The organism is Janthinobacterium sp. GW822-FHT07A03 (genome assembly GCF_058798815.1).
The window spans coordinates 1-22,116 of record NZ_JBXAKW010000020.1; the positions used below are offsets into that span (position 1 = coordinate 1).

A 22,116-nucleotide genomic window follows, 5' to 3' on the forward strand; every position below is an offset into this window, starting at 1 on the left:
GTCATATGCACAGTCCTATTCCTATCCGTAAGAATAACGCATAGGCTGTGTCTGGTGAATCAAGGGGCTATTTCAAAAGCACCTAGCGGAAGTATCTGTGACATTGTGGGATGGCCACAGTATCTCGTCATCGCTCACTACGCTATTGACTTAAGGGAACTCCATGACGATGAAACTCTATACCAGCGTAGGACTAACTGGCGACTACGACCTTCGTGAACTTGACACTTTTCATTTGAGCGGCACTCACGCGATGAAGGTTGGCCTGGTACGAATTGCGAAGGGAGTGCGTAGCCCGCTGGCCGGCCTTCGTACGGGAGCAGATCATGAGATTGGCTATGTCGTGAGTGGGAAAGTGCGCGTAGAGACCCAGTCAGGTCATTGTATTGCTTCAGAAGGGGATGTGCGGATAGCCAGCCCAGACATTCCGCACGCAATTATAGCGCTTGAAGATACGGTAATATTTTTTACCTTGGCCTTTCGAGGCAGCATGGTGCCGGAGATCTCATCGTAAGAATGCGCCAGCTAATCACCTCCGGTTGAGGCGGTACGCGCCTTCTAAGTTAAACATCACCTATTTTAATGGACCAGGCAGGGTGGGTTTCGTAAAGCGCTGTAGTGATCTCACCGAAATTCTGATGAAAGACTTCATTACCCATCCCATCACTTAAAAACACGACGCTGATGCGCAGTAATTCTCGTTCTCAGCATTTAGCGCCACTTCTAGGGGCGCCATTTGTCTGCCCGTGTCATGCTCGCCAGTGGGCGACAACGATGCTGGACGACGGCCTGGCCTTCAGCTTGCTGCCGTGGCGCTTTGACGAGCGACTATCGTGTGAACTGCGGTCCTCGCGAGGGCGAGAAATCATCTGAAAGAACTATAACCCTTTTTAGGTTACAGCTTGCCTACCAGATCAATGACAGCTTCGCGTACCCAGCGTTGTCCGCTGTGGTCATGGTTGCGCTCGTGCCACAGCATGCTCACGGCAAAGCCCGGCACAGGAAAAGGACATTCGACCACCTTGAGTACTTCGCCGCGATCACGCACCAGCCGTTCCGGCACCAGGGCGACAAAGTCAGAATGCGCGACGATTTCAGGTACAAGCAGAAACGACGCCGCAGAAAGCACAACATTACGCTGATAGCCTAGCGCTGCGAGTCCGTCGTCCACTGGCGTCGTGAAGTCGCCACCACGCAGCGAGACGATTACGTGGTCCAGACGTGCGAACTGTTCAACAGAAAGTCCTCGTCGCAGTCCGGGATGCCCATGTCTGCCGATAAGCACATAGTGCTCATCAAACAGATGCCGGCTGCGTAAACTGACTGGGCCATGCTCGGGTGTCATCAGCGCCAGATCCACTTCGCCACTAGCCATCTGCGCTTCCAACTGTAGCGGATCAAGATGGCGCAACGCAAATCGTACACCGGGTCCACGCTTTCGTAGCGCAACGACCAATGGCTGAATGACTGTCTTCTGCAGGTAGTCGGTGCAGGCGATGGTAACGGTAAGTCGCGCCTTTATCGGGTCGAAGTGGCGGTGTCCAATCAATGTGGCGCGCACCTGATCTAACGCGTGGCGAAGCGGATCAAGCAGTTCGAGCGCCTTGGCAGTTGGCAGCATGCCACGTTGCACAGGTATCAGTAAAGGGTCATCGAACAGTTCGCGCAAGCGGCTCAATTGTGCGCTAACTGCTGGCTGACTGAGGTACAGGCGCTCGGCCGCGCGGGTTACGTTTTGTTCCACCAAAAGGGTTTCCAATGTGACCAGGAGATTGAGGTCCAAACGCTTTTTGCTATCCATAGTATGGATACTAGCAGAAAATTTTTTTGATTTCACAGATACCTTGAGGCAGTGCAAACTGCCACCAGTCTCAATACTTTGTGAAAGCCAAGCCATGCAGTCAACCAATAAAAAAATTCTTATCGTCCATGCTCATCCCGAACAAACATCTGTGACGCGTCAACTGGCCGAGATATCTGTCCAGGTACTGAAGGCTCAAGGCCACGAGGTCATGCAATCCGACCTATACGCCATGGGATGGAAAGCGGTGTTTGACGGCCAGGATTTTCCCATGCGAGCCAACCAGGATCGCCTGTCTTTCATTGAGGAATCTGGATACGCCTTTTCCAACGGTTGCCAGACTCCCGACGTCGAAGAAGAGCAACGAAAGATCCTGGCGGCCGATGCGGTGATCCTGCTGTTCCCGCTATGGTGGTTCAGCATGCCCGCAATCATGAAAGGGTGGATAGACCGCGTGTGGGCCTTTGGTTTGGCCTATGGCTACAAAGGGGCTGGCAATGCCTATCGCTACGGTGAGGGCGGCTTTGCGGGAAAGCGTGCACTGCTGGGGGTATCGGTCGGTGGGCCAGCAGACGACTATTCTTCCCGTGGCATCAATGGGCCGTTGGAGCAACTGCTCTTCCCCATCACACACGGCACTTTGTTCTTTCCTGGCATGCAGGTGCTACCCACATTCGCGGTATATGGGACTACTCGAATCGATGGCAACGGTATTGCTGAAGCAACCTTGGCCTGGCGCATCCGAGTGAAGCGACTGTTCGACGACACACCGATTGCTTTCCGTCAACAGAACAGCGGCGACTATCCAGACCAGCACGTGTTGGCCAACCACATCGCGCCAAACCAGACTGGTTTTGCGGCTCACATTACCGCACCCGTGGAATTCAGCGCCCTTGTCCCAACCACCATTGGAGGACTAAAGTGACGACGATCGTCAGCCTTACGCGTGGTACGGACGCTGCTGGCGACACACTGGATAGTCTTCCTGCTCCAAATGCCAATGACTACCACCTACTGATCCAAATGGTGTTCAGCAATCGAGTATTGTCCTGACGACTGACCAGCCGGCGACACTAAGCCGCCAGCCATGTGGTTTGCCTGCACACAAAACCCCAAAGGATATCCGTTCGCAAACCCACCTGGCCAAGCAAGGCGTACTGGAAGCCGTTACATACGTCGGCGATCTTCTCACTATCCAACCTTTTCCCTGTTATTCAGGACTTCCAATTGTCGTCTCCGAAGCGTAAGTGTGCATGGATGTTTTAAGCCTTTTTCTCGGCGTACCCGAAATTTCGGGAAGAATATCCAGCATAGAAATCTGCGAACACCTGGTCCGCGTATTTCCTTGGATAGTCTTCACTGCAGCAAGTCGGTACGCATGAGATAACAGCATCCAGATTCGGGTACAAGAAGAAGATGGCCGAATAGCGCTCTTCCCTGGTCGAGGCAAGCACACGGTGCGGCGTGGCGATAAACTGGTCGTTGGACCAGGTACGCAGGGTATCGCCCGCATTGACAAGAATGCCACCTTCGACGACAGGCTGGTCTATCCACGTACCGGCCGCGGTCAGGATCTGAAGCCCTGGGGCCGTGGCTGGCGGAATCAAGGTGAGAAAACTCAGATCCGTGTGTCCGGGCAAACCAAACTGGTTTTCCTCCGGCTTGACCACTGGGTAGTAAGCGCTGCGCATCACGGAGTCGGTTTTTTGGAATGCCGCGTCAAAGAAATCCGGGGATTGACCCAACGCCACCGCGACCGGAGACAGAAGCCGCTTGGCAAGTGCGTCGAGCTCTGCGTGGTAACGCAAAAACGCCTGCTGTTCTTCCTTGGGCAGCGCTTCCGGCCATTGGTTATGTCCGCGAAAACGCTTGTTCCCCAGAAAATCGGGATCCGTCGGCTCAAGCTCGTGGCCGAATTTGAATGCCTCCGTGACCTGTGGCTTCACCACCTTGTCGAAACTGTCGCCATGAATGGCCACATTGGGAGCTTGCCAGCCCGACTGGTGCTCGTTCATGCGCACCTTCATTTTCTCGGAGACGGGCAGCGTGAACAGTTTCTCCATCGCGTAGAATACTTGGTCCACCGTTGCCTGGGATACACGGTGATTGACGATATAAAAGAAACCGATCTCGGTACAGGCCTGGCGGATTTGCCGAGCGACGTCTTCGAGAGCGCCAGGAACACCTGCGAGGTACGGCCCGACATCGATAATGGGGATCTCCTCCGTGATGGCCTGCGACTGCTGGCCGCCGACGGTGACGGAAGTTACTTCTTTTCTCCAAAGAAATTTGTTCACGTTAATCCTTTTTGTTGAGCTTTACTGCTGCCGACTGGTTGGCGGCGGAATACACGAGTGCCTCGAGGATGCGCACATTGTCCAGTAACTGTTGCGGCGTATAGCGATACGTCGCTTCGCCAGCAACGGCCGCGGCCCACGATTCCAGGTTTTTGGCCACTGTGTTGGACGCGGGATGCGATGTCGTGATGCGTTTCGCTTCGGAGTCGGAAATCACCACCTCGCTGGGAAGTCCCCAATCCACATTGCCGTTCTCCCTAACCTCGATCCACCCGGCGGTTCCAAACACGGACAGCCTGCCGTAGAACGGCGTGGTCGACAAGCAGGTAAGCGACGCCGTCGCGCCAGACAGAAAATCGATCTGTACCGATACGTGGTCGTCGGCGAGCGCCTGGTCGAATACCTTCGCGGTTTTTGCCCGCACTTGCAACGGCCGGCCCGCGAACGAAATGAACAGATCGGTCAGGTGAATACCCAGAGCGGTCATTGCCCCGGCTGGCGCATCTTTCTTGTTCACCCGCCAATTTTCCGGATTCGCATGCGCAAACAGGTTGTGGCTGACATTCGCCTCCATATGCAGGATCTGTCCAAGCTTGCCATTGCCGATCATCGCCAGCACTTCTTCCATGGCAGGTTCAAAACGACGCTCATGCCCGATTCCCAGTACGATGCCCGCCTCTTCGCACGCGGCAAGTATCCGCTCCGCTCCGGCCCCTGTGAGCGTCAACGGCTTTTCGCAGAAAACCTGCTTGCCGGCGGCAATGGACGCCAGGACTTGCTCCTCATGCAGGCTATGCGGTGTCACCAGGATGACCGCATCCACCTCGGGATCCTGCAATACCTCGTCCAGCGATGAACGCAGTATCAGTTGATACTCCCTGCCAAAGTCAGCAAGGTTCTCGATGGCCAAATCGACGCCATGCGTGACACGAATTCTATTGCTATCCACAAGGCATTTCACGATCTGCTTGCCCCACCAACCAAGGCCCACCACGGCGGCATTTAACATGTCACTTCCTTTGCAATAAAAATGTTGTGTTTTGATATCCAGCTACAACGCGCTTTAAAACGCGCTTGCATGAGCAAAACCATTGCCAGGTCTTGCTGCGTCGGGATACCAGGAATCCCCGGCATCCTCCCTGGCAATCAGCTCTTGACCACGTCTTCCCACTTCGGGCAGGAGCGTTTGTTGTCCGGCATGTCCTTACCCTGATAGTTGCTGCGGTCAATCACGTCAGCTGGAAAAACGATATTGGCGGGCACCGGCATTTTGCGCAGGTGCCGAATGGCCGCGATCGTCGAGATACAACCTTGGCCAAATCCGTTGTAGTCTCCGGTCGCCAGCAATTTACCCGCCTTGATCGCTTCCACCGCCTCGGGCGATCCATTGATGCCGACAATCTTGGCCTTCCGGTTCGCCCCTTCGAGCGCCTCTACCGCCCCCATCGCCATCGCGTCATTGGCAGCCCAGATGGCGTCCAGTTTGGGATAGGTTTGCAGCATGTTTTCCGTGACCTGCAATCCCTGAAGGCGCAGGTAATTCCCCGGCTGAGAGGCCATCAGTTTGATACCGGGGAATTCCACCAGGGCTTGCTTGAAACCGCGAAAGCGTTCCGATGCAGTCACGGCACCGCGCACGCCCTCGAGCGCAATCACCGTGCCCTTGCCGCCAATGCTCTTGAACAGGTACCGCGCGGTTGCCAAGCCCAGGTTGTAGTCATCCGATCCGACGAAAGCCACGAATTTTCCGTTCTCGCTGCGGTCCGTCGCATTCACCACGGGGATGCCAGCCGCGTTGATCTTGCCGACGGCCGGTGACATCGCCTTATTGTCGACCGGGATGAAAACGATGGCGTTCGGCCGCCTGGTGATGACATCCTCGATCTGGCTGAGCTGCTCGCCAATGTTGTCGGCCTTCGTCGGGGTGTACTGGATCGCCGTGGCATGCATGCTCCGCGCAGCCGTCTCGGCGGCCACGCGGAACGTCTGGAAATATGGATTGGTCAGGTTTTTGGTCATGACAGCGACTTTTTCGCCGTCTGCATGAGCGGAAGTTAAGGCATATGGCGAAAGCGTTAAGCTCGCCACTACGACAATCTTGATTACGTTGCGCATGGGATGTCTCTTTTGATTTGTCATTGATTACTCATGGAAGATGTCGCGCTACTCATGCAGATAGTCGACTTGAAAGCGCGCGCTGCGAATGTCGCCCACCTGGTCCCTCGCCGCGAGATGGGCAGGATGCTGCTGATACGCCCGCAACGAAGCGACATTATCGAACTCCGAATACAGCACCACGTCGCAGGCATAATCGACGGCACTGAAATCGAGCCCGATCTCTATCTTCAACAGGCCCGGAATCTGGCCATCGAGGCCTTCGAACACGTGTTTCAGCTTCTGCATGTTATGAAGATGCGCAGCCGTGCCCCGTTGACCGCGCACGTTCCACATCACTATATGCCGTACAGTCATTGTGATTGCCTCGATATGTTCAAGTAAAATCCAGAATCGAACAGGCAGCGGCCTTTGGCGCTCGACCGATTCCGGAGCATGGGCGTGGAATGGCCGTTACTGCGTTGGCGGGAAACCTGCCCGCTGCGGCCACAGATTTTGAAATGCACGAATGGAAACGGACTCGTACAAGCCAGCCGCGTTGAATGGTTCCTTATCCACCCAAGCGCGGGCTGCAGCCTGGTCTGCAAAATCGATGACCAGCAAACTGCCTTGCATCGTGATCCCATCGTCGCCAAGCAGCGGTCCTGCGAACGCAATCTTGTCCGCAATGTCGGCAAGGTACGCCTTATGCGCCGGCCGGTTATCCTTGCGTATCGCCTGGGTACCAGGTTTATCAACATTAAAAAAGCAGTACAGCATCGTATCCTCCAATTGATTGGTTTATTTCAACCCTATGAGGGAAATACCCTTTCGTTTCACCCGAACTGGCACTGCCCTCCCCTTTCAGTTCATCTGTCCGACGGGCCCCCTTCGAGAAGATGAACAAGCCGCTCCCTATACGCGTGCATCTGCACGTTTGCGCAGCCACATGTCGATGGCAACGGCCAGTATCACAATCAGGCCGGTCACCAGTGGCTGCAGGTTGGCATTGATAGAGAGCAGATTCATGCCGTTCAGCACTAACGTCAGGATCAGCGCCCCCACCAGGGTGCCGGAAATGGTGCCTACGCCGCCGAAGAGGGAAGTGCCGCCAATCAGCACGGCAGCGATAGCCGGCAGCGCCAACGATTCGCCGATATCGGCCTCCGCCGCATTGAGACGCGCCAGATACACCAGGCTGGCCATCCCCGCCATGGCGCCGCTGAGCGTATAGACGAGGATCTGCCGCCTGACCACTGGAATGCCGGACAGATGCGCCGCGATACCGTTTGCCCCCATCGCGTATACTTCCTGCCCATATGTCGTGCGCCGCGTGAAGCCCACGCCGATCAACAGGAACAGCAGCATCAGATATACCGGTATCGGGATGCCGAGCCAGTAGCCGCTTCCGAGTGCCCTGAAGGCTGGCGGAAACCCGTGTATCGTGGCGCCTGCCATGTAATAGAATGCGATGCCGTTCAGCACCCAGAGCATGCCGTAGGTAGCGATAAAGGGAGGTAGACGCAGCAAGGTGACCAGCAGCCCATTGATCAGGCCAATCGCGGTTCCGCAAGCAAGTCCGACAAGGACGCCCAAGCCTACCGAGCCTGTAGCCTGCATCACGCTAGCCGCGAGACATAGCGATATCCCGACGTTGGCGCCGATCGACAGATCAAGGCCACCGGCCAGTATCACGACAGTCAGGCCGGAAGCCATGAGGAAAAGCAGGCTTGCCTGACGCAAGACGTTCAAGAGATTGCCGGACGTGAGAAACGACTCGGCCAGTATCGACAGGAGGACGCACAGTAGTGCGGCGGCTGCCAGGCGGTATGCCAGTGCCCGCAAATCGTTGGGTAGAAAACCACCGGACGAAGCCGGTGCAGCGAGCGTGTTCATGCTTTCTCCTTCATGCCATCTATCAACAGAGCTAAAATAACGAGCAGACCGATGCAGGTGACCTGGACTGACGATGGGACGGCAAGCAGGTTCAGTCCGTTACGCAACATGCCGACCGTCAGCACACCCAGCAAGGTACCGAGGAGCCACCCGTTGCCGCGCTCAAACGACGTACCGCCCACGATCACCGCGGCAATGGCGTCGAATTCCATCCCGATGGCAGCCGTCGGGTGCGCTGCGCTCATCCGTGCCGTCAGCAGCAGCGACGCGAAACCTGCCATCGCGCCACCCAGGCAATAGACGCCGATGAGATAGCGATTGGCGCGCACCCCGGCCAGTTGCAGCGCTTCCTTGTTCCCGCCGATGGCACAGACATAAGTTCCGAAGCGGGTGTGATAGAGCAACACATGCATACATCCATAACAGCCGATAGCGATGAGTATAGGAAGCGGGATGCCGCCCAGCGAACCGCCATAGAAGAAACCAACGGCGTCATCAATTCCGACGATGCTTTGCCCATCCGTCAATACCAATGCAAGGCCTTGCGCAATGCCCAGGGTGCCGAGCGTTGCCACGAAGGGCGGCATGTCCAGCAGCGCGACGAGCCCGCCGTTCAGCAATCCGAACAGGAGTCCGCATAATCCTGCCGCCAACAATCCGAGGGGAAGTGAGCCGGTGCGCAACAAGGTCCAGGCCAGGACCACGCCACAGAGGGTCAACACGGCGCCAATGGAAAGATCGAGTCCCTCGGTCATGATAATGAGCGTCATCGGCAGAGCCAGCATCAGCAGAATGGACGACTGCAGACCAATATTGGCGATATTCCCTGCCCCGAGAAAGTCGCGGTTGAGACCGGTAAAGACGAGCAGCATGGCGAGCAGCATCCATGCCACGCCTGGCACACGGGCCAGTGTCGAGGCTCTCGAAGACAATGTTATTTCACTCATGATGCATCCCCAAACGCAAGATATTTTCTTCGGTGAGCTCACTGCGACCAAGCTCACCCGCAATACGGCCACCACGCATGACATAAGCACGGTCGCATACGTGGACTATTTCCGACAATTCAGAGCTGATCATCAATACTGCCGCGCCTTCCTGGACAAGCCGGTCGATCAACGCAAAGATCTCTGCCTTGGCACCGACGTCAATGCCTCGCGTCGGTTCGTCGAAAATGAATAAACGGGATTGGGCATTGAGCCATTTGCCGATTACCACCTTTTGCTGATTCCCACCTGACAGCACGCGCACCGGGCGATGGATGGATGGCGTGGCGACACGCAACTTCGCGATCAGCTCGCGCGCCGCGCTATCGGCAACTTGTGGGCTGAACAGCTTCGTTGGAAACAGGCGATGCATGCCGGACATCATGAGGTTCTCGCCAATAGAACGCATCAGCGCCAGCCCTTCCTGCTTCCGGCTTTCCGGGATCAAGGCCACGCCTTTTGCAGCAACCTCGGCCGGCCCGCCAGTTGATCCCTTTCCAAATATGCTCACGGTTCCTGCTGTCACCCGGTCGGCGCCGAAAATGGCCCGGGCAACCTCGGTACGGCCCGATCCCACCAGTCCGCTCAGTCCCACGATTTCGCCCGTGCGCACGGTCAGATTGATATCACGTATGCCGTTTTCCGCATGCAGCCCTCGCACTTCAAGTGCCATGTCTCCGGGCGATTTGCAGAATTGGCGGGCGTAACTCATGTCGACGTTGCGTCCGACCATTAACCGTACGAGATCATCTGAACTCGTCTCACCTGGCAGTAGCGAAGCGATTTTCTTTCCATCCCGAAGGACCGTGATGCGATCGCCCATCGAAAAGACTTCCGCCATGCGGTGGGAGATATAGATGATGGCAACGCCCTTTTCCTGCAAGTCGCGGATGACCTCGAACAATGCCTCCGTCTCGTTGTCGGACAAGGCGGCCGTCGGCTCGTCCATCACCAAGATTTGCGCATCCTGCGACAAGGCCTTGGCGATCTCGATCATCTGTTGCTGGGCGACACCGAGCCGATGCACGAGGGTGCGGGTGTCGAGCCGCATCCCCAGGCGCGCGAGTACCCTGCGCGCTTCCTCATGCATGCGGCGGTGATCCAGCGTGCCAGGGATGGCACCTGGAAATTCACGCCCCAGGAAGAGATTCTGTGCGATATTCAGATACGGGACGAGAGAGAATTCCTGGAAAATCACCGCAATGCCAAAGCGCCGTGCGTCGGCCGGTGAATTGATCTGGACCTGCTGTCCCTGGTAATGAAAGGTTCCTTCATCAGCGCGATAGGCGCCGAACAACACTTTCATAAGCGACGATTTTCCTGCGCCGTTTTCACCGAGCAGCATGTGCACCTCGCCCGGGTACACGGCAAAGGACACTGAGTCCAGTGCGCGAACGCCCGGAAAGTATTTGCTGATGTCACGCAGTTCGAGCAACGGTATCTTCTCGGTGGACTTCGTGGCAGATTTGTGTTGCGGGCGGGCTGTGTCAGCCTCTATGGTCATGCTCATGGTTGTCTCCTGATTGGTTTTATGAGCGCTATTGCCTGGACGTTTTTACCTGGGCACCGGCCAGTTGCATGGCAAGCAAGGTGACCGCGCTGTAGTCGAGCGCGCCCCTATCGGTGCCGATCACGGCCTGGTACAGCTGCATCGTCTGGGCGGCCAGAGGAACCGGTACGTGCGTTTGTTGTGCCGTGGCGAGAATGAGCTGAAGATCCTTTGCCATTTGCTCGGCGGAGAACGTCGATACATAGTCGTGGTTGCGCAGCGTGGCCGCCTTGTACCTGACCATCGGCGAGGCAATCGCACTGGACTCCATCACATCGAGCATGTCATTCCATGCAAGCCCACCCTTGCTGCCGAGCGCCAATGCCTCGGCCATCATGCCGTTCGAGACGGCGATCATCAGATTGATCACGAGCTTCATGGTGCGCGCCTGTTCAGCGTCGCCGAGATAGAAATGTACCTTCCCTATCTTTTCCAGTAGCGGCTTGATATGCTCGTACGCAACTTGAGGCCCGGAAGCCATGGTGGTCAATCCGGCCATTTCGGCAACCACCGCATTGCCCGAGACGGGAATGCGCAAATAGGCGATGCCGTGCTGCGCACAGGCACTCGCAACCTGCCCTGAAATCGCCACCGACACGGTGCTCGTGTCGACATAGATCGTTCCTTGCTGCGCGCCGGTCAGCAAGCCATGCTCGCCGAAGACGACGGCGCGCAATGCGGCATCATGCGGCAGCGATGAAAACAGGACAGGATTGCCCGCGACTTCGCGCACGCTGGCAGCGCTGCTTGCACCCAGGGCGACCAGGTCCGCAACCCGTTGCGAGTCCGTATCGAATACCTGTACTCGGTATCCGGCCTGAATCAGATGACGCGCCATCGGCGAGCCCATTTTCCCGATCCCGATGAAGCCAATTTGTGCTGATGTTTCCATAATGATCCTTTGGTAAAAAAAACAGTCGTCAGACCGCTTCTGGCCGAAGGCCATGGAATGCGTTTTCCAATAAAGCGCGCAGTGCCTGCCGTTCCAGCGGGCGCGGATTCGCATAAGCGTTTTGCAGGGCGATGTCGGTGCACCGGTCCAACTCACTCTCCGGCATCCCGAGATCCTTTAATGCCAATGGCGCATGCAAGCTCTGCGCAAGGTCGTACATCCCCTGGGCTGCATCGGTCGCACCAAGTGCCCGGGCAATGCGTTGCATGGCTTCGGGGGCGGCGGCCGCGTTATAAGCCAAGGCATGCGGCAGCACGACCGTATGCGTTGGCGCGTGCGGCAAGCCATACGTTCCACCGAGCGTGTGACACAATTTGTGATGCAGGGCCATGCCGACATGGCCCAGGACAACGCCGCAGAGCCAAGCGCCGTAAAGACATTGGCTGCGCGCCGCAATATCGCCAGGCTTGTCAACCACCTTTGGCAAGCCCTGTGCCAGCGCCCGGATGCCCTCTTCGGCAAACATCGACATGATGGGATTTCCATCCTGCGCATACAGCCCCTCGGCGGCATGCGCCATGGCATTGATGCTGCTGGTAACCGATAGCGATGTCGGCAATGCCAGCGTGAGTTCCGGGTCGTAGATGACGGTTTTTGGCAGCACGCGGTTGTCGCGACCCGTCTTTTTGATTCCCGCATCAGTGATGCCGTAGATCGGCGTCATTTCGCTGCCGGCGTATGTCGTGGGAATCGCGAGGATAGGCAGCGCCGATTCCAACGCAATCGCTTTGCCAAGACCCGTCGTCGATCCGCCGCCAATGGCGATGGCGCAATCGGCCTGCAGCAGCCGGGCCACCTCCCGCGCCTCCCTGGCTGTTTCCAGTGGCACGTGCATGACTGCACGGTCAAAGATCCCCGCGCAGCGTTCGCCGATCAGCTGGGCAACAAGCTCGGCGCTGCCCCGCTGCTCGGGTGTACATAAAACCAGCGCCCGCCTTGCTCCCAGCAAGTCAATTTCGCGCACCAGGTGCTGCAGGCTGCCGGCGCCAAATACCACACGCGACGGCGTGCTGTTGTAGATGAATTCAAACATGTGTGCCTCTACGCGCAGTCAGGATTCAACACAAAATCAAACACCAGGGTATAGAACGATGTCTCCAGGCTCGCGCCATCCGGTGCGAGCCCACGTTCGTGGCGCACCCAGTTTGCAATGAGCGTCGACCGTACGCCGAACACCGCGTCGGAATCGAGGTATTTGTCGCCATCCCGGAACACGTGGGTAATCAGGGTTTCGTAGCCCTCTGCCTGTATCCTGAAGTGCAAATGCGCCGGGCGCCACGGATGACGGCCGAGTGCCGCCAGCATGCGGCCGACGGGACCGTCGTGCGGAATCGGATAGGGGCTGGCGACGATGCTGCGGAAGTCGTACTCGCCTGCCGCTCCGCTGAAGAACGTTGCCCGTGCGCGGTGTTCGTCCTGGTCGCCTTGCTGCACATCGTAAAACCCATCCTCATCGGCTTGCCATACTTCTATTCTTGCATTGGCTACCGGCGTGCCATCCAGGCGGCGCACGATGCCGCGCACATAGCAGGGTTCGCCCTTGGCCCCGTTGGAGATATCGCTGCCTAGCGCATACACCGGAGAATTTTCAACGTGAAACGGCCCGAATACGGTCGATTCAGTACAGCCTTCTGGCTTGCGATTGTTTTGCGCCGTCACCAGCATCGACAGGCCAAAGACGTCGGACAGCAAGATAAATTCCTGGCGCTTGTCAGTGCACATGTGCCCGGTTTCAGTCAGAAAACGGATGCCGGCTTCCCACTCCTGCTCGGTCAGCTTGACCTCGCGCGCAAAGGCATGCAGGTGCTGGACCAGGCTGGTCATGATCTTTCGCAACCGCTCATCTGGCATACCGGCGTGCCGTGCGAGCACGGCCTGAGTAATGGTGTCCTCATTCAAATTACGCATGATGTTTCACTTCTCCCTTGCCTTGAATTAAGCTGTATTGACTGGCCACAGCCTCCCTCGATACCACCTTCCAAATTTCCGAGAATGGTCGAAAGCGGCTAGCCATCGTTTTCCGCTGAGTGGTAATATAAGTTGAAAACAAACTACAAAAAATGCCAAAAACGGAAAACTGTTTTCCGCTAAATGGAAACAAGGAGACTCGTGTGGATCGATGGACGCAGTTTGAATTATTTGTCCAAGTCGCCGAACTGGGGAGCCTCACAAAAGCTGCAGATGCGCTCGACATGTCGAATGCCGCGGCAAGCCGCTGCCTCAGTTCACTGGAAGAACGCCTCAAAGCCCGCTTGATCGAACGCAGCACCAGGCGATTGGCGCTGACGGAGGTGGGACAGGAGTTTTACCGTCAGTGCAAGGCCATGCTGACCCAGATGCAGGAAGCGGAGTCCACGGTCAATGCGACCACGATCAACCCGACCGGCACCCTGCGCGTCACCGGCACCCTCTCCTTCTGCATGAAGCACATCGCGCCGTTATTGCCCGAATTTAACCGCCGATATCCGAATGTCAATCTGGAGATCGTCGCGGCAAACCGGTATTTTGACCTGCTCGATAGCGGTATCGACCTTGCCATTCGCACGCGCGAATGTGAATCCGACTCGAATATCACGGTCCGCAAACTGGCTTCGACGCGCAGAATTCTGGCCGCTTCGCCGTCATACTTTGCCGCCCATGGCGTGCCGCAGACCCTGGAGGATTTGGCCAACCACAAGTTGCTGATCTATAGCCATGCCAACAACCCATATGAACTCCACTTCACAAAGGATGGCGTAAGCAGCGTGGTCAAGGTCAAGAGCCTGATGGAGTCCAACGATGGGCAGATTATCCGGGCGGCGGCTATGGAAGGGCTGGGCATCCTGGTACAGCCCAACTACATCATCCACGATGATGTGGTCGCAGGCCTCCTGGTTCCCTGCCTGAACGAATGGGACTTGCCGCGGCTGACCATCAACATCGCCTACCAGTCCAGGAAGCACTTGCCCGCCAAGGTACGCGCCTTCATTGATTTCCTTGTCCAGCATTTCAAGGACATGGACTTCGAGAGAAGATGGACTGCTTGATTTACCCTGACAATCCTGTCCATCGCAGATAGCGCAACTTCGAGCACAGCAGCATTGTCACCCTCCATTTATCGATCACCATGCTGATGCCAACGGATGACCTCCGCTGGCATCAGGCATATGTCTAAAAACGATATCCGATCGAAAGGAAACTGACCAGAGGATTGATTTTGATCTTCGCACCACTCGTGACGACACCAACGCGTGACTGTGTCGTCAACGTGGCGCGGCTGGACAACAAAGCATAGGTCAAGGAGAGATTGACGGACCAGCGATCATCAAGGTTATAGGCAATCCCGGCATTGGCAAGTGGCGCAAAAGACTTGCTCAAGGTGACCGAAGTCGGCCCCTCAAGTGCGGAACCGGTGACCGGAGAGTGCAAGAAACTGCCGCTCGCCGTGCCGCTCGTCAATTTGATGTCGGAGAACCAGACATACGCCCCCCCCACACCTACGTAGGGCCTTATCCGTGCATTGGCTTCACCAAAATAATACTGTAACAAGACCGCCGGACTCCATGCTTTGGCATCGCCCAGTTTCCCCATGTCGGACATGGTTCCGCTGCCATACAGACTCAATCGTGTTGGAACGCCCAGGATGGTCTGGATTGCCGCATGGTCGGTCACATAGTATGTAGCCGTCACGCCCAGGGTATCTGCATTGCTGACGGATGCCCCGGATCCAGGGATGGTCCTTTGCTGGCCCAGTGCCGACACTTTCATGGGTTCGCTTGAGTCGTTCGGGGATAAATGCAGCCATCCCGAACTGACCACGAAATCACCGGCCGACTGTGCATGTACGGCACTGGAGCTGGCGAGCAAAACGGCGAGCAAGGGAAGGTACGTTTTTCCTGCGGCTGCCAAGGATGTATTTTTCATGCTGTCTCCTGATTTTAGTTGTGGGTGAATCTCTGCTACGGAACTGCCAATTCGCCAATCCGGAACAGGCGTGCGAGTGCATGCTCCCGGCGGCGTTCGGGTACTTGTCTTAGGAGGATCGCTGCCTGAATGCAGCCTCGATCCAATTGGAAAACTCACTGGCAAGGTGCCAGCGATGGGCAGAAACAGCCCCCGGAACGATCATTGCCGGGAACTCGACCAGCAGCCTGGCTCGGAAGCCCGAACCTTCGTTCCTGAATTGATGACGCACGCCGCCGAGAACGAGACCGCTCTCGGCTCTTGCTACACCTGCTATTTGGTGGGGATAGAGGGGGTCGGACGAAGAACGAAGACTGGAGAGATCTTGATAGTCGATCAGGAACCTCCCCACCAACGGCGATCCGCCAGTGGTTTCGATCACTTCCTGCACGCCATCGGCGTCAGTGCGAATCACATAATGATCGGGACAAGCGGCCAGCATGGCGCGTTCGTCATTGAGCTCGGTACGCTTGCAAAACCAATCCGCAAACGCCTCCGCAGAGCCACCATCAACCAGCAACTCGGTAATACTGAAACGACGCAAACCACATGAGATCCGGGCCACGAAATTTGCCGCAGGCTGGGCCACGGCCAGCTCACGCCGAAGGAGTTGCCGAATGCCATCCGATCCCAGCGCAAGCTTTCGCTCCAGAACTTGATGCCTAAGGCTCTCCAGTTCTTCGTTGCCCAAAGGCTGCCCCCCCAGCCTTTTCAGTACCGTCAGTGCACGCTGCCTCTCCCATTGCAACACTTGCTCGCGAGGGATTTCATGTCCCGCCATGAACGTCTTGATACTTACAACCATGATGACTAACTCCGCTTTTATTGATGCTGATTCGGTAAGATCGCATGGCGCCACCCATTAAGGCAACTATAGTTGCTTTTAATGAGCATGTAAACTATCAGGATGAAATATGCAGACGAGCGGCCACGCCCCAGGGCTGGCGATAACGCGCAGGTAGCTGTTCATGCGACAATCATTGCGCAGAGACTCAACGGAACGCAGCAAGGAGAAAGTGAATGAGTGACACCGAGCAAGAAAGCAGCAGCAAACGTCATCGACCCGGAGGGCGTGCAGCTGAGGTAGTGTCAGCCATCTACTCGGCTGCGTTGGAAATCCTGATGGAAAGCGGTTATGAGAGCCTGGAGTTGCCGGCAGTAGCTGCTCGTGCCGGCGTCAACAGAACCACGATTTATCGCCGCTGGCCAAGCAAAGCCGAGCTGGTTCTCGACATCGCCCTGCTCCACATGAAGCAAGGCGTACCGCTTCCGGACACAGGAACACTGCTCGGTGATTTGAGCGCACTGCTGCTCGACATACTGGCGGCAATCGAATCGCCGCTCATCGCAGGCCTGTTGCAGGCAGCCGTGACGCAGGGAAAGGATGCGGAAATTATCAAGCGCATGCGCATCCAGTTCTGGTCCGAGCGTTTCGCCGTGAGCGGCCAGCTTGTGGTGCGGGCGGCTGAACGGGGTGAACTACCCGTCGGGACCAACCCTCGCCAGTTCCTGGAGCTGGCCTCCTCCCCACTTTTCTTTCGCGGCGTGATTACAGGAGAAACATTCACCAAAGATGAGGTCATCGGCATTGCGCGCCGTACCATCCTCGCTTTCAAGACCCCATAGCGGCGGCTGAACGCAAGGGCTTCTGCTCAACTTCGGAGGCGTGGCTGCTCTGCTGTTCCGCTTGTTTAGTACTTGCAAAGTGCACCAGCAGAACGCCCCCCAGGATCAACGCGACGCCGGCGAGGCGCAACAAGTTGACGGGTTTGGGCACAATGCCCGTCAGACCGAAGTGATCAATCGCCATGGCCACCACCATCTGTCCGGCAACGACGCAGGCCAGAAATCCACCGGCGCCCAGCTTCGGCGTGACAACGGCAGCACCACCGACATACATCGCGCCGAAAATGCCCCCCACCCAAAGCCACCAGGGTCCTTGCATTGCAGTGGAAATCGCGGGGCCAGAGACACGCTGTGCCCCAAGCAGAGGCAGGATCACCATGGCACTAATGACAAGCGAGGTCATCGCCCCCCAAAATGGATGCCCCAATGCGCGGCCAACGGCGGCGTTGCTGGTCGCTTGAAAGGGCAGGCCGGCTCCGGCGAGCAAGGCCACGCCGACAGGCCAGAAGGAAAATGCTGCTTTACTTAACATGATGGTTCCTCATATTTGCGAAGAAGTTAGGATGAAAGTATGATGATCCATCCATATAACTAATGGAAATCATTTATATGCACATACCACATTCGCACCATGGATGAACTCCGGCGCATTGATTTGAATTTGATGTTGACGCTCCACGCTCTATTGATCGAGAAGCATGTCACGCGCGCGGCGCTCCGTTTGCACAAGAGCCAGCCGGCGGTCAGTCATTCGCTGGCACAGTTGCGCGTGCTGTTTGATGATCCTCTGCTGGTACGGCGCGGCGGCCGCATGACGCTGAGCGCGAGGGCGCAAGGACTGGTTCAGCCGCTTGAAAGTGCGCTACGTGGCTTGAACGCGCTATTGGAAGCACCGGCATTCGATCCTGCCCTGGCACGCGGCCGCTTCAGGATCTCGCTGTCGGACTACGCCGCCAGCATCATCTTGCCCCGACTGATGCGCCATGTCAGGCAGAAGGCGCCCGGATTGGTTTTGGCGATCAGCCAGGCCAGCAGGGAGGTCATGCTGGCACAACTGGCCGATGGTGAACTGGATCTGGCACTTGGCATTTTTCCGGACGCGCCAGAAGACATCCGCCTGCAGACATTGTTCACTGAGCGATTCATCAGCCTTGCAGACAAGGCCGTGCTGCCAAAAAAGGGGGAGCTGAGCCTGGAAGATTGGTTGAGCCGCCCGCATGTCATGCTGGCACTGCGGCCGGATGCCACTGACGAGATTGAGCGGGCCCTGGCCGCACGCGGCTTGCAACGCCACATCGCTCTGGCGCTGCCGCACTGGGGCGCCGCCGTGTCAGTGATTGCCGGGACTGATTTGGTCTTGACTGTCGCCAGCCGTGCGGTGGGAGCGCTAAGTCCACATAAAACCCTCAGAGCGTTTGTGCCGCCCCTGGATATTCCATCGTTCGACTATCAACAGGCTTGGCACATGCGTAAAGAGGCTGATCCAGCACACTATTGGTTAAGGCAGGCAATTCAGGTAGCATCGACATTCTGATACCTTGTAGCTCAACGAGCACTTTTGGGGAACACCTGTCACTCGTGAATCCCCGCCAGTAGCGTCCGAGGGTGTAGACAGAATCAATATCGGATCTGTGGCAGGCTATCTCGATGTGAGAGGCGCATGCCACAACCTCGTTATTGATTTTATCTACACCCACTTACGTACCAGCGTTGTTTTTTCCTCGGTAAACCAGTGGCTGCGGCGGTCCTGATTTCACCGCCACCACGTCGATTGCTTGCTTGTTCTGAAGCGCCACCAGTAGCTTAGACTCTCCTGATCCATAGTTTTTGAAACAAGCGATGGATCGTGTTAGGGGCCTAGATGTGCTGCCAGGCGTCGTGTTCGATCTCGTCGCTGCCTGATCCAACGACGGGATAGGGCCTAGCCTGTCTATCCCCTACCCTGCAGAGACTTCTGCCGCGCGCTAGCAAAAGCTTGCCTCCCCTCCATAACTGCCGGCGAAAGATGGCATAGCTTCCCGAGGCAAAAGCAGAGCGCCTGCTTGTTATCGCTGGAAGGACTTGAACTCATGCACATGATCCGCAAGTGCCAGTTCGCAATGGATCACACAATGATGATACCGTTCGCCGATCAATTTTATGCACTGGCAGGACAGGTCCGTCCAGTTTGAGGGAATAAGTGCCATTCCGGAAAACTTCGCCCTCTGATCAACAACACGACAGAACCCTTCATAACAACAGTTTATCCGAATCCTCTGCCTGCGACAGTGAGCAGCCAATTCAAAGCATATTTCCCGGCCGCGGACATGTGCAGTTTGCCAACAGGTATCCTTGGCGGTCACGTCTTGGACTGTTAAGCATGCGTGCAGGGATCTGGGCAGGCATGAAGACAAGGCTCCGGTCAGCCAAGATTGGCCAAATTGCGAGTGAGAAAGTCATTAAACATCGGAACAGTGAATGCAATGTCTCCGTGAGATGGGCTGTAGATCATTCCTTTGCCTATTATCTGGGCTCGGCGCGGCCCTAGGCTTTGCGCGGATTCACCGAGCGCGTCGGCCACATCTGAAGAGCGGTATGGCCCGTTCCCTAACCTTGCCATAGCGATGACATACTCGCGCTCTTTCGGCGTTAATCGATCGAAACGCACCTTGAAAAAGCCTTCATCCAGACGCTTCAGGGTGGTTGCTTCTGCCTGTCTTGCGTCATGAAGGGTGATCGTATCCCCGATGGCAAGGTTCCAGGATTGGTGGCCCCATTCCTGTAAAAAGTAAGGGTAGCCTTTGGTTTTAAGGAATATTTCGGTTAGAGCCCCCTCATCGATCACTGCGCCTTCTTCATTTACAGGTTGCCGGATGGCTGCCTTGGCATCGACTTCAGACAGGGCACCGACCTCTGGGAAGTGGAATAATCTCTCTGCATAGGATTTGGCTTCGCCAGATAATGCTGCTACTTGGGGTAATCCGGCACCGAAAAACAAGACGGGGAGCTCACTCTGATTGATCTTGTGGAGCGAAACGATGAGAGCTGCCAGATCCTTCTGACTAAGGTACTGGAGCTCGTCAATGAGGAGCGTCCAAGCCTTTCCAGCGGCTTTTGCAGCTTCACCAATACGTACGAACAACTCAGGAAGATCGTTCTCCAGGTCGCCACTGTCTGCTACTCCTACTTCGGGATCGACGGAGATTGACATGTCTCCGTATTCAAAATTGAACACAGCGGCAAAGGATCGTAGCGCACGCAGTGCCTCGTATGCTTTGCCTTTAGCATTCTCGGTAAGAGAGAGCTTGCGTAGCACCTGATGTACGCGCGGCAAAAGCAATTCTCCTAGCGGCTTACTTTCCGGCGCTTCGATGCTGGAAGTTAGATGGCCGCGCTCGTTGGCCATGGCCTCAACAGCATTCAGAAGTACGGTTTTACCGACGCCACGAAGGCCCAGGAACACTTGAGATCGGCTAGGTCTTCCAAGCAAGGCTCGATCAATTGCCACGCGCGCATCATTGATAATCGCCTGTCGCCCTGCGAGTTCCGGTGGGCGGCTACCTGCGCCGGGCGCGAAAGGGTTTCTTACGGGGTCCATGCAACCTCCATTAATAGGAAATTCTAGTAAAGTATAAGCTTCTCGCGTTATACATACTTATACTTTAGTAGATTTTGTTAGACTTCTATCCTTGTAGAAAGTTCCAGCGGGCTTCTTTTTTCCACCGGTACGGATTAGCCTTATTCGGCAATAAGAGATGTCATATCCGACTGATGCAGCCGCAGCTGCAGCGAGCTTGTGTCGCAGGTTCACCTTTTGGAGGTTGATAACGATGCCGTCGTCAACGTCTACATGGTTTATGTACCATGATGTGAAAGTATGATGTACATGCTGTTTCTAACGTGGTAATCAATGGCAAAAAGGGCTGCTTTGGAGCGGAGCCTGCCAACGACGTCAACAGGCCAACAGCAGACATTGAAAACGTTAACGCCTTGTGCGGCACGAGGCACCTAGAGGAGAGTCATGGCAGGAAAATTTTTGAGTCGAGGCGCGCTAGTCCACCTTATCAAGAGTCAGGAACGAACTAATGCTATTCAGAAGCGCGATAGATTAACCCAGCACCCGGTGCGAACAACTGTGTGCGGTTGCTCTGATCCTGACTGCGGTGGCTGGCATACCATACTGACTGAGAAAAACGTGCCAACCGAAGACGAGTGCAGGTCGATTTTGCAACACGAAAAGGCCAAAAGAAAGGCATAGTTGCGTATGGCCGATTCCAGCCTATCGTGTTGAAAAATTCGAACGGCAACCATTTCAGGATGTCTCAGACCTCCAAGCAGTCGGTGATCGGTCAATAGCGGCAGTTCTGGCCAGTCTAGGCTGGTAAATCTTCTATCTAAATTGCAACGTACCCGCGTTTTTCAACACAATAGGGCGTAACCTGCCAACGACGGCAGCCGGCCAGAAGCAGACAAAAAACCACAGGAAGACCCATGAAGATCAAACCCTTCCCTATGAAATCCTTGTTTTTGGCGCCGCTGTCGAGTATCCCGGCAGTCACATTGGCAGGTATCGGAAGCTCCGATGCAGGTATCGCGTCTGATGTCGGGGTCGGACTTCTTTTTTCCGTACTACTCGCTGTTCCGATGTCATTTGCGGGTTTGGCACTGGTGGGCCTGCCATTGCTCATACTCCTGCGCAAATATGATTCTCTGCTGCTGCTGGCCACCTGTATTGCCGGGTGCTGTGTGCCCTACATAATGTTTCTGGATGCACCGACTCGCACAGCGCTAGGTGCAATCGCTGCTGGTCTTACCGTCGGCATTACAGCCTATCTCCTTCGTCCAGTTGTACGGAACAATGAACTGGATGACCGTTCGAACACTCATCAAATTTAAGCATCAATGTCCGCAATGGGGCTATTGCGTTGAAAAACTCCAGTTGAGCAGGCGATCTTCACGATTTGCCGCTGTCTAAGCAAAGAAAAGACGGAGGC

The 22,116-nt window shown here is 56.1% G+C and carries 22 protein-coding genes; 6 read left to right on the forward strand and 16 right to left on the reverse strand.

The features are described from left to right. Nucleotides 1–163: 163 nt before the first annotated feature. Nucleotides 164–514, forward strand: coding sequence for an AraC family ligand binding domain-containing protein (locus AC1RJW_RS29120; protein ID WP_493048017.1), 351 nt, complete (start codon nt 164–166; stop codon nt 512–514). A gap of 381 nt (nt 515–895) precedes the next feature. On the opposite strand, the gene AC1RJW_RS29125 is transcribed toward AC1RJW_RS29120, so the two are convergent. Beyond that, the gene (locus AC1RJW_RS29125; protein WP_493048018.1) at nt 896–1,783 is read right to left on the reverse strand and encodes a LysR family transcriptional regulator; all 888 of its coding nucleotides are present in this window, start codon (nt 1,781–1,783) and stop codon (nt 896–898) included. A gap of 112 nt (nt 1,784–1,895) precedes the next feature. On the opposite strand from AC1RJW_RS29125, the gene AC1RJW_RS29130 reads away from it, so the two are divergent. After that, entirely contained in the window at nt 1,896–2,726 is an 831-nt protein-coding gene (locus AC1RJW_RS29130; protein ID WP_493048019.1) for an NAD(P)H-dependent oxidoreductase, read from the forward strand. Between the two features lie 337 nt (nt 2,727–3,063). Here the strand turns inward: AC1RJW_RS29130 and AC1RJW_RS29135 are convergent, their stop codons facing one another. From AC1RJW_RS29135 to AC1RJW_RS29185, 11 genes are all read right to left on the reverse strand, one after another. After that, nucleotides 3,064–4,098 carry an isopenicillin N synthase family dioxygenase gene (locus tag AC1RJW_RS29135; protein ID WP_493048020.1) on the reverse strand — a complete coding sequence of 345 codons (1,035 nt, stop codon included), beginning with the start codon at nt 4,096–4,098 and terminating at the stop codon, nt 3,064–3,066. A gap of 1 nt (nt 4,099) precedes the next feature. Next, nucleotides 4,100–5,107: a Gfo/Idh/MocA family protein gene (locus AC1RJW_RS29140; RefSeq protein WP_493048021.1), complete on the reverse strand. Its 1,008-nt coding sequence runs from the start codon at nt 5,105–5,107 to the stop codon at nt 4,100–4,102. A 137-nt stretch (nt 5,108–5,244) separates the two neighbouring features. Beyond that, the gene (locus AC1RJW_RS29145; RefSeq protein WP_493048022.1) at nt 5,245–6,213 is read right to left on the reverse strand and encodes a sugar ABC transporter substrate-binding protein; all 969 of its coding nucleotides are present in this window, start codon (nt 6,211–6,213) and stop codon (nt 5,245–5,247) included. 48 nt (nt 6,214–6,261) lie between these two features. Continuing rightward, complete coding sequence (locus AC1RJW_RS29150) at nt 6,262–6,570, reverse strand: Dabb family protein (RefSeq protein ID WP_493048023.1); 309 nt, start codon at nt 6,568–6,570, stop codon at nt 6,262–6,264. Between the two features lie 96 nt (nt 6,571–6,666). Next, nucleotides 6,667–6,972 (reverse strand): YciI family protein, encoded by a 306-nt coding sequence (locus AC1RJW_RS29155; protein WP_493048024.1) that lies wholly within the window; start codon nt 6,970–6,972, stop codon nt 6,667–6,669. Nucleotides 6,973–7,107: 135 nt separating this feature from the next. Next, nucleotides 7,108–8,088, reverse strand: a complete 981-nt coding sequence (locus AC1RJW_RS29160; RefSeq protein ID WP_493048025.1) for an ABC transporter permease — start codon at nt 8,086–8,088, stop codon at nt 7,108–7,110. Next, entirely contained in the window at nt 8,085–8,972 is an 888-nt protein-coding gene (locus AC1RJW_RS29165; protein ID WP_493048026.1) for an ABC transporter permease, read from the reverse strand. The genes AC1RJW_RS29160 and AC1RJW_RS29165 overlap by 4 nt, the downstream gene beginning before the upstream one ends. A 55-nt stretch (nt 8,973–9,027) precedes the next feature. Next, on the reverse strand, nt 9,028–10,584 hold the full coding sequence (locus AC1RJW_RS29170; RefSeq protein ID WP_493048027.1) for a sugar ABC transporter ATP-binding protein: 1,557 nt from the start codon (nt 10,582–10,584) through the stop codon (nt 9,028–9,030). 28 nt (nt 10,585–10,612) lie between these two features. Then, nucleotides 10,613–11,569 (reverse strand): NAD(P)-dependent oxidoreductase, encoded by a 957-nt coding sequence (locus tag AC1RJW_RS29175; RefSeq protein WP_493048028.1) that lies wholly within the window; start codon nt 11,567–11,569, stop codon nt 10,613–10,615. Beyond that, nucleotides 11,544–12,608: a maleylacetate reductase gene (locus AC1RJW_RS29180; protein WP_493048029.1), complete on the reverse strand. Its 1,065-nt coding sequence runs from the start codon at nt 12,606–12,608 to the stop codon at nt 11,544–11,546. The genes AC1RJW_RS29175 and AC1RJW_RS29180 overlap by 26 nt, the downstream gene beginning before the upstream one ends. A gap of 8 nt (nt 12,609–12,616) precedes the next feature. Then, a complete protein-coding gene (locus AC1RJW_RS29185; protein ID WP_493048030.1) occupies nt 12,617–13,483 on the reverse strand; it encodes an intradiol ring-cleavage dioxygenase in 867 nt (288 codons plus the stop codon). A 203-nt stretch (nt 13,484–13,686) separates the two neighbouring features. Between AC1RJW_RS29185 and AC1RJW_RS29190 the strand changes: the two genes are divergently transcribed. Continuing rightward, nucleotides 13,687–14,601, forward strand: a complete 915-nt coding sequence (locus AC1RJW_RS29190; protein WP_493048031.1) for a LysR family transcriptional regulator — start codon at nt 13,687–13,689, stop codon at nt 14,599–14,601. 124 nt (nt 14,602–14,725) lie between these two features. Here the strand turns inward: AC1RJW_RS29190 and AC1RJW_RS29195 are convergent, their stop codons facing one another. Beyond that, the gene (locus AC1RJW_RS29195; RefSeq protein ID WP_493048032.1) at nt 14,726–15,478 is read right to left on the reverse strand and encodes an OmpW/AlkL family protein; all 753 of its coding nucleotides are present in this window, start codon (nt 15,476–15,478) and stop codon (nt 14,726–14,728) included. Between the two features lie 109 nt (nt 15,479–15,587). Next, complete coding sequence (locus AC1RJW_RS29200; RefSeq protein WP_493048033.1) at nt 15,588–16,322, reverse strand: hypothetical protein; 735 nt, start codon at nt 16,320–16,322, stop codon at nt 15,588–15,590. 215 nt (nt 16,323–16,537) lie between these two features. On the opposite strand from AC1RJW_RS29200, the gene AC1RJW_RS29205 reads away from it, so the two are divergent. Beyond that, nucleotides 16,538–17,143, forward strand: coding sequence for a TetR/AcrR family transcriptional regulator (locus AC1RJW_RS29205; protein ID WP_493048034.1), 606 nt, complete (start codon nt 16,538–16,540; stop codon nt 17,141–17,143). On the opposite strand, the gene AC1RJW_RS29210 is transcribed toward AC1RJW_RS29205, so the two are convergent. After that, a complete protein-coding gene (locus AC1RJW_RS29210; RefSeq protein WP_493048035.1) occupies nt 17,130–17,675 on the reverse strand; it encodes a DMT family transporter in 546 nt (181 codons plus the stop codon). The two genes, AC1RJW_RS29205 and AC1RJW_RS29210, sit on opposite strands and share 14 nt — an antisense overlap. A 99-nt stretch (nt 17,676–17,774) precedes the next feature. Here AC1RJW_RS29210 and AC1RJW_RS29215 point away from each other — a divergent pair, with 99 nt between their 5' ends. Next, nucleotides 17,775–18,677 (forward strand): LysR family transcriptional regulator, encoded by a 903-nt coding sequence (locus tag AC1RJW_RS29215; RefSeq protein ID WP_493048036.1) that lies wholly within the window; start codon nt 17,775–17,777, stop codon nt 18,675–18,677. Nucleotides 18,678–19,544: 867 nt separating this feature from the next. Here the strand turns inward: AC1RJW_RS29215 and AC1RJW_RS29220 are convergent. Next, nucleotides 19,545–20,720 carry a DUF8462 domain-containing protein gene (locus AC1RJW_RS29220; protein WP_493048037.1) on the reverse strand — a complete coding sequence of 392 codons (1,176 nt, stop codon included), beginning with the start codon at nt 20,718–20,720 and terminating at the stop codon, nt 19,545–19,547. 893 nt (nt 20,721–21,613) lie between these two features. Here AC1RJW_RS29220 and AC1RJW_RS29225 point away from each other — a divergent pair. Then, a complete protein-coding gene (locus AC1RJW_RS29225) occupies nt 21,614–22,018 on the forward strand; it encodes a hypothetical protein (RefSeq protein ID WP_070260691.1) in 405 nt (134 codons plus the stop codon). The last annotated feature ends 98 nt before the right edge of the window (nt 22,019–22,116 follow it).

Excerpts from the sequence above, each read along its gene's own strand:
- AC1RJW_RS29225 (WP_070260691.1), top strand. The coding sequence starts at position 21,614 with ATGAAGATCAAACCCTTCCCTATGAAATCCTTGTTTTTGGCGCCGCTG.
- AC1RJW_RS29200 (WP_493048033.1), bottom strand. The coding sequence starts at position 16,322 with ATGGTTGTAAGTATCAAGACGTTCATGGCGGGACATGAAATCCCTCGC.
- AC1RJW_RS29215 (WP_493048036.1), top strand. The coding sequence starts at position 17,775 with ATGGATGAACTCCGGCGCATTGATTTGAATTTGATGTTGACGCTCCAC.
- AC1RJW_RS29165 (WP_493048026.1), bottom strand. The coding sequence starts at position 8,972 with ATGCTGCTCGCCATGCTGCTCGTCTTTACCGGTCTCAACCGCGACTTT.
- AC1RJW_RS29160 (WP_493048025.1), bottom strand. The coding sequence starts at position 8,088 with ATGAACACGCTCGCTGCACCGGCTTCGTCCGGTGGTTTTCTACCCAAC.
- AC1RJW_RS29205 (WP_493048034.1), top strand. The coding sequence starts at position 16,538 with ATGAGTGACACCGAGCAAGAAAGCAGCAGCAAACGTCATCGACCCGGA.
- AC1RJW_RS29145 (WP_493048022.1), bottom strand. The coding sequence starts at position 6,213 with ATGCGCAACGTAATCAAGATTGTCGTAGTGGCGAGCTTAACGCTTTCG.
- AC1RJW_RS29140 (WP_493048021.1), bottom strand. The coding sequence starts at position 5,107 with ATGTTAAATGCCGCCGTGGTGGGCCTTGGTTGGTGGGGCAAGCAGATC.
- AC1RJW_RS29130 (WP_493048019.1), top strand. The coding sequence starts at position 1,896 with ATGCAGTCAACCAATAAAAAAATTCTTATCGTCCATGCTCATCCCGAA.
- AC1RJW_RS29195 (WP_493048032.1), bottom strand. The coding sequence starts at position 15,478 with ATGAAAAATACATCCTTGGCAGCCGCAGGAAAAACGTACCTTCCCTTG.
- AC1RJW_RS29175 (WP_493048028.1), bottom strand. The coding sequence starts at position 11,569 with ATGGCCTTCGGCCAGAAGCGGTCTGACGACTGTTTTTTTTACCAAAGG.
- AC1RJW_RS29170 (WP_493048027.1), bottom strand. The coding sequence starts at position 10,584 with ATGAGCATGACCATAGAGGCTGACACAGCCCGCCCGCAACACAAATCT.
- AC1RJW_RS29185 (WP_493048030.1), bottom strand. The coding sequence starts at position 13,483 with ATGCGTAATTTGAATGAGGACACCATTACTCAGGCCGTGCTCGCACGG.
- AC1RJW_RS29220 (WP_493048037.1), bottom strand. The coding sequence starts at position 20,720 with ATGGACCCCGTAAGAAACCCTTTCGCGCCCGGCGCAGGTAGCCGCCCA.
- AC1RJW_RS29210 (WP_493048035.1), bottom strand. The coding sequence starts at position 17,675 with ATGTTAAGTAAAGCAGCATTTTCCTTCTGGCCTGTCGGCGTGGCCTTG.
- AC1RJW_RS29155 (WP_493048024.1), bottom strand. The coding sequence starts at position 6,972 with ATGCTGTACTGCTTTTTTAATGTTGATAAACCTGGTACCCAGGCGATA.
- AC1RJW_RS29150 (WP_493048023.1), bottom strand. The coding sequence starts at position 6,570 with ATGACTGTACGGCATATAGTGATGTGGAACGTGCGCGGTCAACGGGGC.
- AC1RJW_RS29120 (WP_493048017.1), top strand. The coding sequence starts at position 164 with ATGACGATGAAACTCTATACCAGCGTAGGACTAACTGGCGACTACGAC.
- AC1RJW_RS29180 (WP_493048029.1), bottom strand. The coding sequence starts at position 12,608 with ATGTTTGAATTCATCTACAACAGCACGCCGTCGCGTGTGGTATTTGGC.